The organism is Natrialba swarupiae (assembly GCF_008245225.1).
GTDB lineage: Archaea > Halobacteriota > Halobacteria > Halobacteriales > Natrialbaceae > Natrarchaeobius > Natrarchaeobius swarupiae.
In genome coordinates this window covers 38,362-51,227 of sequence record NZ_VTAW01000025.1, presented here as the reverse complement: position 1 = coordinate 51,227, position 12,866 = coordinate 38,362, and the positions used below count along the sequence as shown (strand labels likewise).

Below are 12,866 nucleotides of genomic sequence, written 5' to 3'. Positions count from 1 at the left end.
AGTCACCAACTACGAAAGAGGACACAATCCCGGACGTACGAAGCTCAAAACCCTGTGATCGATTCTATGACACGCTCCGATACGGGTGTCTTTCTGCTCAAGCGTCGCCTCGAGGTCCGACACCCGCTCACCCAAAAGCTGATTCTTCTCGGCCAGATAGGCGGCCTGTGCGCTGTTAGTTTCCTCCGTAGTTCGATCAGTCGTCGATGTGGGATCCTCCCGACTATGACTCTGTGTAGTTGTCGTCTGCGCACCCACATCACATGTTCCGCTCTCATTCGACGGATCATATACATCGTTCGTATTCGAAATCGCCCGCTCGACCGTCTTCTCACCGTATGTTGAGCCATCGCTATAATGGACGTCGTCCCACTTGTCTCGCATCAACCCTGACTGCCGAAAGAGATGATCGACTCGAGCGGCGTTGCCACCAGTCCAGAACACCAGCAAACAGCACAATGCCATGTCTGCTTCTGACTGACTCTCGTACCCAGCAGTCGAACCACACCACAACCGGGCGAACTTTTCACCGTTGCTTGCCGACCGTGCGTTCTCGAGGAGTTCCTCGTCCTCGAGTTTCAGTGACTGATCACAAGCCTCAGTGTCCGATAGATTGCTGTCGACACCGTCAGCGCCATCACTTACCTGGGACGCGACGAACTCCTCGTGAACCGCCTCGAGTGCCTCCTGTCGCTCGTTGATCGACGTCGGCGTTCCGTCGACGTGGTCTGCAGTCACAGTAAAGAAACGAGCCCGGTCGTACATCTCGATCGAGCCATGTCGGTTCCGGCCATCAGGAAGATCCCCCTCGAGGATCACGTGATACCCAGTTCCCGATGGCGAAACCTCGGTGAACGAATCCAACCGCTCGATGATCGACGGCGCCGGCTCGAGTGGCTCGCCTGTCTCGGGATCGCGGCAGTCATCTAAATCCACACCGACCAACGGATCCGTCGCCGTGAAGACGAATCCGACTCCCGTGGCTGCACCAGTAGCCATGTACTCGAGTGCTTGCTCAAGAGTAGTCCACGTCCGATCATCCATCGTCGACGCAAAGCTCCCAGTCTCCGGATCGACTGGTACCTTCGTTGCCTTCCCATCGCGGTCCTCCGTTCGCCAGCAAATCCACTGTGGTCGTTCAGCGAGTGTATCCGGTACTGCTTCGACATCGATTCCGCCTGCTATCTGATCATTCATGGTCGACCTCCATCGGTGATGACTCTCCGACTCTCGAGGAGTCGAAAAAACTCGCGGGGTTGAACGCTTCGTCGCTCGAGACTGCCTGGACCGACGGGACAACCCCCCTCTGTACTAGTCGGTTTTCGCCCCACATTTGCCTGGACATCAGCCGCAGTCTTTCGATTTTCCCTGGACATTCCTGTCCAGGCATTTTTCCGATCTCCGGGAAGCCTGGACGGCAATGATTGCAGATAAAATCCACCCGATACATGATGGTTTCACCCATAGTTATTCGAGGAAGGTTCGACCAGAGGACGACAGTGTGATACCAGTATAGTGGCGTACACGCTCGCCGTCACGTGTTGGGCGATACTCGTCATACGAAACATGCTCGCTCAACTTCCGGCCGAACCAGGATTTCGCATACGCCTCGTGACCGTGTGTGTCTGCCCATGCTTCGTAGGCGTTGTAGAGTTCGTCTTTCGCGATTTCGGCGTCTTCCTGTTCACTGAGACACTCCTCAACGAAGGTTCCGAAATCCACGCTCTGTGAGCTATTTGATGAGTGGCTTTCAGACAGAGTCTCTGAAGGATCAGGAGTAGGTGAACCACATCCGGAGTTCAGGTGTGAAGTCGAGACGGAATCATCCTCGATGGAACTGAATGACCGTTCAGCGGTCAGTGAATCCGCCGCTTCGACAAGAACATCGAGAGATCGTAGTTGCCCATCACGATAGATCTGTATTGTGCCACTATCACTCTCGATCACAGCAATCACGTGTGGCTCGAGCGCATCATTCAGTTGTGAAGTGACAGTATCGGGGACAAACGGCTTTCGAATTGGGACCCACTCCTGTTTGAACGCCGATTTGGTCTCGTAGATATGGCGTTCGGTGGGTTCGTAGACAACGTACTCATCGGCAGCTCTGTCATAGCTATATACCGCCGGGACATCACTGCGTGAGAGCGAGTCAAACGACGAAACGGTCATACATTCAGTTTCCGTCCCATCACTCAACATATACTCTCCACCGTCTCGAGTCCACACAGAGCGTCTCGAGTCACCAGTCGCTGGCCGAACTGCGGTCACGCCGTCTCGAGTGTTCGCACCGCCATCGAACGTGATGTGCGAGTCAGACGTGTATAATCGGACATCCCCGGACTCGAGTTCGTTGACTGGTGAAGAGAGGATATCCTCAAGACGAGCAGCAGCCTGCAGTTCGTCATCACCGTCTTCAGAGGAGGCGACGACGAACAACGGGACGTGACCAGCATCTTGAGCCCGTTGGAAGTTTCGAAGGATCTTCACCGGTTTGTCGACCGTCGTCGACTCGACCTCGATATCAAAGATGTGTTCACAGTCGGGATGAACCGCTCGTCCATCCGGTTTCTCGCTTCCATCCTGCGTAAAGACCGTGACATCGAAGCCCTGTCGAGAGAGTTCCCGCTCGACGGCGAACAACAACTCATCGTGGAGATCACTTCCCGATGATCGGACATCACCCGTATCTGGTTCGGTCACCGCTTCGCCCTCGTCAGTCAATCGAACAACGATCTCGCCGTGTTCCTGATCGAGCGTTACCTCGAGCAATCGAGAACGATCCCGGATTTCACCAAGCTCTTCGATCGATGGTGGTGACGCCTCGGCGGCCTCGAATTGTGTTCGAAGTACCTGGTCAACCGGCTGAACAGGAACCCATCCGTTCTCTTCACGAGCATCCCGTCGGAGTTGGATGGTACGAACTGCGTTTGCGAGGGCAATATCGAGGTCTTCGGACGCTAATTCGAACGTCTCGCGAACAGTATCCGGAGTCCGACTCGTTGGAGGGGACTCAGACACAGTACCGTACTCGGTCTCCGCTCGCTCATGAATTAGTTCGAGCGCGTTCTGAAACGCTTGCTCCTCGTTGGCAGTCAGTGGATCATCACTCTCGGGATGTCCCGGTGGAATCGGTAGCGGAGCCAAACTGAACGGCTCTGGACCGGTCTCACCGAACGTCGGACTCGGGAGACGAACAATCCATTCACCACGTGGAAGTGACCGGATTCGATTGGCGAACTCGACAGGATCCATCTCCTCGTGGGCCATCACCTTCGCAATCTCGTTGTCAACAGCGATCTTGCCGATGATCGGGCTCCCAACGTCGTTGAGAACGTTCAGGTAGACTTCACGGCCACCCTTGACGTCAAGTTGCTCAGGGAACTGGAGCGAGAGACCAACAGAGAGCCGAAAGCTTCGTCCTTTCTCCAACAGCGTGTTCATTATGCCAGAGACAGCCAGACTCGAAGCCTCGTCGATAAGCAGATTGACCACGTAGTCGTCCGGCTTCCGCTGAAGATCGTCACCACGCTCTTTCAGCGTGTTGTATAGCTCTGTCAGGATCACACCAGTCATCGCCTTCGCCGAGTCATCGCGAAGCCCACTGAGGTCGAACAGGATTACCGTGCGATCGTCGAGGACATCACGGAAGTCGAACTGCGGCTCAGTGTTGTTGAACACTCGGCGGAGATGCTCGTCCTGGGAAATGTAGTCGAGGCGGTTGCTCACGCCGCCCATTACGGTCGCAAACGTGTTTGGATCGAGCTGGAGCTGGCGGTCGATCCGTCGTTGCACCTGTGGATGACTCGAGCGTGGGGCAGCCCCTTCCTCAGGCTCTGGTGGTCCAGCACGCCAGAGCTGGTCGACGACGTACTCGAGTTGGTCGTGTGCAAAGTACTCCTCACTCTCACGGTAGCGACCGTTTTCGCGGCCATACTCGTCGTCGTAGAGTGTCTTGATGAGATACTTGATGAGCGTTGGCGCAACGACTGCTCGTTCATAGCGATCTTCACCCATCACCATTTTCAGGATCTCCTCGTAGTGATCCGCCTTGTTCTGGACCGCGTCAACGCGTCGAACCCCATTCTCGAGTTGGCGCTCGATATTGAAGAACGCGAATCCAGGGAGTACCTCAGGAATCGGGAAATGTAGGACGTTTTCCTCGAGATCGTCGACGCCGAATCGACGAGCGTGGGCTCGCATGTAGTCCTCACAGAGGCCGTCACCCTTTGCGTCAATCAGAATGATCGGCCCGTCGGTCTGGTCGTAGAGCGAAAGCTTGTCGTTGGTCAGTGATTTCGACTTTCCGCCGCCGGTCGTTGCCGCACGGACGTAATGAGTCGGAAGTAACGACGGTGGAATACAAACCGGCTGGTTTTCTGGTGAACCGTTCTCATCGATCGCATACCCAATTGCCATGCCCTCTCGAAACTCGTCCATCAGATCCGGATGTGGCCGTGGGAGTGGATTCCGAGAGCGTTGCTCAGAACGTGTCCCACGGGTACCTTCGACCGTGAGGTCTTGGGACGAGGGGACGACAGTGAGGTTCGCGAGTTCATCGGCGTTTAACACGAGGTCTGGCCGGCATTTCCCTCGTCCCGTAGTCAGCTCGCTATCGAATACGTTTTTGAGGACTGTTCGAGCACGTTTGCGTTTCGTTCGATTCAAGATGCCTTTCGAGCGGAGTCGACGTCCCTCGAGTTCGTAGAACGGGCCATCTAAGGCGTTCAGCGATTGAGCGAGTTGGTCAAGTTGGGTTTCGACGCGATTGTTTGCCTCGGTACCATCGCAAGTTGGAAGCGCGACTGCTCGAGCATTGACGGTGAACGTCCGTTTTGGATGCTTGGCTTCGATTCGGTCGATTCGATTTCGGGCTTCGGTTCCGATGGGACGCTGGTGTTCCTCCGAGCCGACGTCACTGGGTTCGAACAGCAGGCCGATAGAGCGCTGGCTGAACGTGTCTCGTCCGTCTCGAACGTCTTCGATCCGTAACTCTGCGTCCGCAACCCAGCCAGCTTTGCGCTGCCAGACCACCTGGAATGCGATCGGATACTCGAATTCGGTGAGATGATCGATCAACGTCGCAAGTGGGGGCTGTTCGGTATCGTACTCGGTTGGATCCGGATCTTGGTTTGCGAACGATTTGATGGTCGTCATCCAGTCGCGTTTTCGCTCGGCCCGACCGTACCACTGCACACCGATCGGTTCGACCTCCTGGAGTGGTGGCCGAGCGAAGATGGTCTCGGACTCTGGAGTGGACAAGGTTCTTTCGTCGAACGCCGAATCACCGTCTTCAGTAGACTCGTCAGAGGTGTACTCGAGGATCGATTCATCACGATCGGCGTCGTCAGTTTCGGACTCGAGGTTAGCGAACTCGAGTTCCTCGTCGGTCGACCGACCACCGTCAGTTCTCTCGCCCCCATCTTGCTCGTGATCAGCCCGTTCGTCGACCACTCGAGACGCTACCAATCTTCCATCCTCGAGTCGCTCATGATACTCGTCCTGTGTGTATTCGACTGGGTGGATGAGTTTTTGCTCAAGGTTCAGCTCACATCGAGCGATGTCAAACGTTTGCGGGTAGATCGTCTTGAGCCGTTTCTCGAGCGTTTCGAGATGCGCTGTGTGGTCGACACCGTAGTAGAACTCGACTGGTTCATCTTCCCCCTCGCTGATAGCGAGAAATTCGAACGTTGGTGGAGCAGTATTAGCAAACGGATTCAGTTGGTTCGACAACCCTCGTGCATCTGGGTTCGTCAGTTTGTGCACGCTCTCGAGTGCGGCAGGTATCTCTGCGGTGTGGAGTCCCTCAGAGGTTGGTGTCACTCGGATGTATTCACTCATCGGAGTGGCCACCTCCGTCAGTCCACGTTAACACCTCATGGCCCGCGTCTTGCTGTGCTTCGGGACCCGTCTCGTCCGTTCCGATGTCTTCTGTGGGTTGTCCTCCATCTCCTTCAGAGACTCCGGGAAGCTCAACTCGCGATTGGTCTTTGGCATCGAAATCGATTACTGCCTTCTCTTTCTCGAGTGCATGGACCTCGATACCGCGCCAGTCGCCGTCGACGCCGACGAGTGCTTCCGAATACCCGATGTCTTCACTTCCAGGGACAGCATCCTGGACGAACCGCATCTGTGCCGAGTTCAGTCCAAACTCGTTGGCCCAGTGTTGGTCCATCCCGTCGAGATGGTGGAACTGCTTGATCGCACACTGATCGAGGATTGCCTCGGACTCAGTGTGCTGGAAGAACTCGTCGACGGTCTGGGTGATCATCCGGATCGAGAGGTCATGGTGGCGGTGGTGACGGAACACGATCTCGAGATACTCGAGGCTCGCCGCATCCTGCATCAGGTATCGGGCTTCGTCGATGACGAACACGACCTCCTTGTCCGTCTCCTTCGCTCGCTCGTAGACCAACGTGATCAACAACTGCATGATGAGACTCGTGCTGCCCCCGAGACTGCCTTCCTGTTGGGCTAGGTCGAGATAGATCACCTTCTCGTCCCGAAGGTCAAACTCGGTCGACCGCCCAAGATTTTCGTACCGACCATCCTCAGCAAATGATCGCAACTGGTCGATCAACCACGTTGCATCAGATTCGATCTTTCGAGACTCTTCATCCGTTCGAACGACGAACCCCTCTGGGTTGTCCACCATCTCCTTGAGGATATCGAGGACGTCTCGCAGCGTCGGGCTCTCGTTGTCGTGTGTCGCGATGTCGTCCGTAATGCCCTTCCGCGCATACGCCTCTTCGATGGCCGTCTCGAGTGTCGTTCGTTTATCGCCGAGTTGGATTCCACGGAGCGCAAAGTAGTTCGAGAGGAAGCTCATCACACTGTCGAGCTTTTCTCGGTATGGACTCGCGTCCTCCCCCATTGCTCGTTGAATCCGTTCGGGAGTCGGTTTGATCTCAAGCGGATTCAGCCCCATGTCGCCACCGACCGTAATTCGCGTTCCACCGAGTGCCTCGGCGACACCAGCCCAGTTATTCAGTGGCTCGAGGATGATTCCGATTCGATCCTCGCTTTGCTCGATCGACCGAATGAAGTTTTGTTTCGCACCAAACGACTTCCCGGACCCGGGGTCGCCGATGGTGAACATCGCATAGCCGTTTTCTCGAGCAAACGGATTGATTACGACCGGACTCCCGTTCTTCCAGTGCGTTCCAAACTCCACACCATCGTCCTCGAGAATGGTCGCATTGTGCGGCGAAGCAAGTAACGCGCCGACTGCGCCACCGAGTGAGATGGCCTCGCGCCCAAACGGATTCGATCCGATCGGAGCAGCGGCCTGGAGTGCGAGATCTTGCTTACAGATTGCCGTCTTCGGTGTAAGGCCAGCGGGTTGCTCGCGAAGCCGGCGTCGAATCGTCCGGACAGCTTCTCTGAGGTCGTCTTTCGTCTCCGATCGAACAGTGATGAACATGCCCTGATCGAACACACGGCTGCCGTTTTCGACCGCTTTGTACGTCGACACCGCTTCGGTGGCGCGTTCCTGCAGGTACGCCCCGCGAACGCTCTGCTCGAGATCCGCATCAACCTGAAGATCGTCTGCAACACGCTGGAGTTCGTCACGGGCTTTCTGCTGATTCTTCGGCGTGATATGGACGGTGAGATCGAACTCGATATCGGTCAGTTCGAACAGTTCGTTTAGATACCCATCTTTCGGATAGTCGGGATAATCGGCGATGTAGAGGGTCGACGTCCATTGTTCTCCTACTTGTGCGGCTCGAGTCTCCCACGTAATGGCCGATGGGGCAACGGTGCTCTTGTGACGCTCAGCTATATCTTCGAGGCGTTGTCCTTCGACGTGACCAGCCTCGAGCGTTTCCTCGTCGAGGACGTCCAAGAGGTCGACTTCTTCCTCGTCATTGTTCGCTTGACCCCGATAGGCCTTGACGCCAACACCCAGGAGGACAGCTCCCAGAATAAGTCCTGCAACAATGAGTGTTGGATCGAGAGAAACTAGATACTGCCCGAGTTCGACAACAAAGACGACACTCCCAGTGATCGGACTACTCATCGTCATCCCTCCGCTGGTGGTTGAGAACTGGTTGTTCGCGAACAGCAGTACTTGCGTCGTCGTACTCGTGTTCTTCGCCGTTCCAGAAGTCCATCGCGAGGACGAAGAGTTCGACTGTGCTCAAGCGACGAGCCGACCAGCCAGGTGCATTCTGGATCAGTTCGGTCTGGACAGCCCGACACCGTCGATCGAGTTTGTCGAACATCTTTACCCGGGCTTCCGCGTCGCTTAGATCCTCACGGCGAGTAACGAAGGGGTTGAACAGGAATCCAATGACTGGGAGCGTAGTTAGTTTCTCAGCCGGAGATTGTTCGTCACGGTATCGATTGTAGACCTCGAGCGGATTGACCTGAACGCCGATAAAGTACCGAAGCTGTTGAGCGCCATCGAGTTCCTGAGGGCGTTGCTCGCGATACTCCGTGAGCAGTTCCTCGAATATTGGATTATCCGAAACGTCCTCATCTTCGAGTCGCTCATCGATCTGTGTGATCAGGCCTTCGACGGGAAACGACCGCGTGGTCGCGTGGAATTTCAGATTATAATCGAGTTCTTTGTTCGCGAACTCGGCGCCAACGTTCTGAACGTGGGCCCAATCACCACTCATCGCAAAATCCATATTCCCTGGATCGACCTCGAGGAAGGCTTCCATCGAACCATCAGTGCGCTGAATGGCACCTGAACCGGGCCACGCTCGTTCAATATTGGTTAGATCCTGTGTTCGCTCATCGGGTGCGAATGGCGTGTAGTTGACCAGCCCACCGTTGTTCTTCGTCGAATGTGAATGACTGGAGTCGGACTCATCCGATTTTGGGACGTTGTACGTTACTCGTGGGCGTCTGCAGTAATGCCGGAAAACATCAGTGAGCCACGCTGTAGCCGATAACTGGGACGGGCTTGCGTACACGGATGCAACCCCGAGAACGACACCTGCAAGAACGAGTGGGAAAACCAACGCGTTGATACCACTAAACCCACCGATGAGCAGTCCAGTAATCGGAAATCCGAACAAGACATACACATCGCCCTCGTCAACGTTGACAATCGGGATACGGTTCTCTTCGCCCAGTTCATCCAGTATTCTGCGGGGTGCGGCTTCTCGATCTGCCATGATTAGTAGTACCCAGGATCGTTTTCGGTACGTCGATACTGTGGAACGCCTCGTTGACCGTAGGCGTCCGAGACGACGTTGTCATGTACTGTTCCACTGCTTCCTCCAGAACTCGAGTGTGACCTACCTGACTGGCTCGTGTCTGTCTTCGATTGACCGCGCATCCGTTGGCTAGCAACTTGCCACGCCGCCGCTTTTGGTCCCCATCGGGAGGCAGTCATCGCAGCAAGCGGACCAGCAACATATGCAGCACCAATCGTTGCGCCAACCGTTGCCGCTCCCTTCGTGGCCCCACCGATGACTTTCGTTGTTAGCGGGCTCGCATACGCGAAAAGCTTCCAGATCAATAGAAGCGAAAATACCGGGAGTGAGGCACCAACAAGATAACTCAAGAAATTGCTCTCCGGTGCAAGCGACGATTCTGCACCAGTTCCAAAGAGAAGATCATATCCACGGAACAGGATCGCAACCGGAAGTGGCATGATTACCAGTGGAACGAATTTAACGGCGATTCGCCTTGCAACGCGGGAGATAACTGGCAGGTACCCGTACGCGACTGCGATAATAATCGGCATTGAATACAGGTAGATATACAGAAGAATTTCTCGGATGAAGAACAGCGCCTGTAGACACCACATCGAAATTCCACCAACAGTGGCCATCAACAGTGCCAAAGCATGATTTGAGATAGTCACTTGGAGGAAGGCTATCAGCGCCTCTCTGAGAGCGTCAATATCAGGAACTAACGCGATTGTGAACCCATCAACGAGGTATACAATAAGAACTGCAATCCAGTACCACGTCACAATAAAAAAGGCCCCCGTCCATGCGGACCGCTGAGCCTGGCGAGCCTCATAGACACTTCCAAAGTTAAAAATGCGAAGAGTATGACGCCCTTGAACGAACATTACCAAAAGAAGCAACGAAAGTAGCATAATCTCGCCAGTGACAAGTGTATCGTGAAGGTCAACCCACGGATCATTTGATGGAGTTCCAAAGACGAAGTTTCCGGTTGTTTCTGGTACAGGGGTTCCAAACACCGTTTCTGTGATATCATGATACCCTTCAACAAGTCCATCTTGGAACCACTCCGTTGTCGTTTCAATAATATCTTCGAACCATTGACGTCCGAATTCTGTAAGGGAACTCATGGCTGGCCTTCGATTTTAATTTCACATTCGCTCAGGCTCTCACCAGTGAATGATACCGAATATTCTTCGAGAATGGGATTATCTTGAACAGCAGTCTCGAGAACTACTTCGAACGTACCTTCCACAGTATCAGGAGAGCAAGAGACATTCTGGCCTGATTCAGAAAAAGGCATAAGTTGGCTATAGACTGTCAAACCCTCTCCAGGAGGGAGTTCAACAGCCTCAGATTCTCGACGAATATCGCTGTCCGTATCATAGATACCACTCATTTCGTATTCATCAGGAGTGGGTCGTGGGACCTCGCCAGAAAAAGCGAGACGAGTTGCTTGGTCCGGGCCTGAACCAGCATTTTCGAGGCGAACTATCGTTTCAGTTCGAATATCGATATCACTCGCCCCTTCGAACATCTTTTCAGGATGATTCCGAGCAAGCCGGAAGTTGCTGATACGAATATCTGGCTCGATTACGATTGACTGAGTTGTCTGTTCCTCATCGTCCTCGAGCGCAACGACGTCATACTCACCTGGCTCGTACTCAAGTCCAATTTCAACCCGTGTACGATCAACTCCAGCTGCAATTGACTGTTCGGAAAACAACTCGCCACTCGGATCGATCACGTTCACGTGATCAATCGACGAGTCGTTACTGAATTCGAGGACAAGCTCCGTTCCATCGACGAAGATGTCCTCAAAGACATCGTTCGTACCGGGAATACTGTCACCGGTTTCAGATCCGGTGATTTCACTCCCACTGAGACAACCACACGTAACAGCAGCTGTCCCGGTTGCGATTCCAGTGAGGACGGTGCGTCGGTCTGTAATGGTATGTTGTGTCATGAGTTGTATCCATCGGGAATGTGAAGGAACGATCCGAGTTTCAGACCGGCATACAGAACCGCCACAAAAGGGAGTGAGAGCCAGAAAACCTGGACCAAAAGGGAGAACCATCCATTCGCGGTCGCTAAGGGATGCCACGAAACTCGCTCAACATCACCAACGTACGCAGGGTCGTGTGTCCGCCACGTTCCGGGGTGATACGCTACTGAATACGCACCGGGTTGTGTGAGTGTTACAGTCGCAATTCCGGAACTATTCGTCTCGACTCGTGTTTCGCCAACAGAGATGTACCCATCTCGGACCTGCGTACCGATCGGAGCAAACCGACGGTGGTCTTCAAACCGGTTTTGGAGCTCGATCGGCGTTCCAGTTTCAGCATCTCGGAGTTCGATTGCTATCGTTGCCGCTGACTCGTTTTGCTCGAGAATCTCCACAGAGAGATTACTCGCTCGGATCTGGCGTTCGGACCCATTCGCTGGCTCGACCAGTTCAGCAGTTTCGCCACGAACGATTCCCTGAACTTCGAGATGATCGCGATCAATGTCGTCGTGACGTACTGCAACGCCGTACGAGCGAACGTACGGCTCATCGACAACATCTACCTCGACATGTTCGTGAATCGTTTGGTTTGGTGAGGAACTGTCTGACCCCCAGACCTCCTCAATATCCGGTCCATCCCGGATGGGGTCTGCACGGGGACCTGTTTCGGACGGAAACGCACGAACGTATACCGGTACCGCTGTCGAGTTTTGTCGTTCTGACTCTGTTGTCGACGCCTGGATGAGGGTGTCCCAGTTCGTGTCCCGTGCGGTATAATACCTCCAGACACCTCGAACAACCGCATCACCGTCCTCCGTTAATTCGTATCCGTGCCACGGTTGGGACTGATAAATCGCGACGCCGTTATCACCATCAGGATACGCTGCGTGGTAGATTGACGCCGTGAGATTGTAGATCTCGAGCTCGTGCTGGTCCGAAACCGTGAGGTTCTCGGTCAGTGTGTCCGTTGTAGAGCCGTTTTGTCGAGTGACTGTGCGCTCGAGTTCGACTTCAATATCCGCTTCGAGTGTGAGCGTCGTCGACCCACTCCCATTGAGTTCATACTCGAGTTGTGGAGTGTGCTCATCTGATGTGTTGTGAATGAGGGTTTCGTCCTGTTTTACTCGAGTGTCACTAATCTCGTGCTCGACAAGAGACCAAGACACAGTCCGAGTGTCCGTCGATTCGCCCTCAGGGACGTCAACCCGGTAATCGATGAAGCCGTAGAGATCGCCTTGTGGAGCAACATAAAGCGGTGTTTCATCGGAATCCTGGTGTACGATCGTTGCTGGCTGGATTGCAAAGACCGTTGCATGAGCATCCGATATCCACCGCCCATCAGCGGTCGTCGCATGGTCTGGGTAGACTGCTGTGGATGCAGAGCCAGGAGATAGCGACTCGAAATCGGATTGCGTCCAGATGCTAGCAGTCTCCGGTGGTTCTGCAAAGCTGATATCCGTACAGTCGCTCAATCCCTCGAGAGCAGATCGATGCTCCCCAAATTGCTCGTAGTACTCTTCATCGCTGGGACACTCATTCGGTGATTTTGACCAGAGTGTCGCCGTCTCGTTGTCATCAGGTTCATCTGTCTCTGTCTCCGGGGGTGAAGGCTGATCAGCACTCACAACCCCTGCACTCAGAATGACTCCGCCAAGGCAGAGCAGTACACTGACGGTGAGGAGGAACTGTTGCATGATCTTGTGTGATCTACTGAA

8 protein-coding genes are annotated in these 12,866 nt (G+C 54.4%); 1 reads left to right on the top strand and 7 read right to left on the bottom strand.

Annotated elements, in window-relative coordinates; translation table 11 throughout:
- Positions 1 to 9 precede the first annotated feature (9 nt).
- Entirely contained in the window at positions 10 to 1,197 is a 1,188-nt protein-coding gene (locus FYC77_RS16080) for a phage NrS-1 polymerase family protein (protein WP_202911855.1), read from the bottom strand.
- 270 nt (positions 1,198 to 1,467) lie between these two features.
- Positions 1,468 to 4,014, bottom strand: a complete 2,547-nt coding sequence (locus FYC77_RS20780; RefSeq protein ID WP_238386996.1) for a primase-like DNA-binding domain-containing protein — start codon at positions 4,012 to 4,014, stop codon at positions 1,468 to 1,470.
- Positions 4,015 to 4,836: 822 nt separating this feature from the next.
- Between FYC77_RS20780 and FYC77_RS20775 the strand changes: the two genes are divergently transcribed.
- Positions 4,837 to 4,989 carry a hypothetical protein gene (locus tag FYC77_RS20775; protein ID WP_238386994.1) on the top strand — a complete coding sequence of 51 codons (153 nt, stop codon included), beginning with the start codon at positions 4,837 to 4,839 and terminating at the stop codon, positions 4,987 to 4,989.
- An 841-nt stretch (positions 4,990 to 5,830) separates the two neighbouring features.
- Here FYC77_RS20775 and FYC77_RS16070 read toward each other — a convergent pair.
- From FYC77_RS16070 to FYC77_RS16050, 5 genes are read right to left on the bottom strand one after another with little or no spacing between them, the layout of a single operon-like run.
- Positions 5,831 to 8,023, bottom strand: coding sequence for a VirB4 family type IV secretion system protein (locus FYC77_RS16070; RefSeq protein WP_149082508.1), 2,193 nt, complete (start codon positions 8,021 to 8,023; stop codon positions 5,831 to 5,833).
- Positions 8,010 to 9,128 (bottom strand): adenosylcobinamide-GDP ribazoletransferase, encoded by a 1,119-nt coding sequence (locus tag FYC77_RS16065; protein WP_149082507.1) that lies wholly within the window; start codon positions 9,126 to 9,128, stop codon positions 8,010 to 8,012. The genes FYC77_RS16070 and FYC77_RS16065 overlap by 14 nt, the downstream gene beginning before the upstream one ends.
- Positions 9,128 to 10,276 (bottom strand): hypothetical protein, encoded by a 1,149-nt coding sequence (locus FYC77_RS16060; RefSeq protein ID WP_149082506.1) that lies wholly within the window; start codon positions 10,274 to 10,276, stop codon positions 9,128 to 9,130. Before FYC77_RS16060 ends, FYC77_RS16065 begins: the two co-directional genes overlap by 1 nt.
- The gene (locus FYC77_RS16055; protein ID WP_149082505.1) at positions 10,273 to 11,112 is read right to left on the bottom strand and encodes a hypothetical protein; all 840 of its coding nucleotides are present in this window, start codon (positions 11,110 to 11,112) and stop codon (positions 10,273 to 10,275) included. Before FYC77_RS16055 ends, FYC77_RS16060 begins: the two co-directional genes overlap by 4 nt.
- The gene (locus FYC77_RS16050; protein WP_238386993.1) at positions 11,109 to 12,845 is read right to left on the bottom strand and encodes a hypothetical protein; all 1,737 of its coding nucleotides are present in this window, start codon (positions 12,843 to 12,845) and stop codon (positions 11,109 to 11,111) included. The genes FYC77_RS16055 and FYC77_RS16050 overlap by 4 nt, the downstream gene beginning before the upstream one ends.
- Between the last annotated feature and the right edge of the window lie 21 nt (positions 12,846 to 12,866).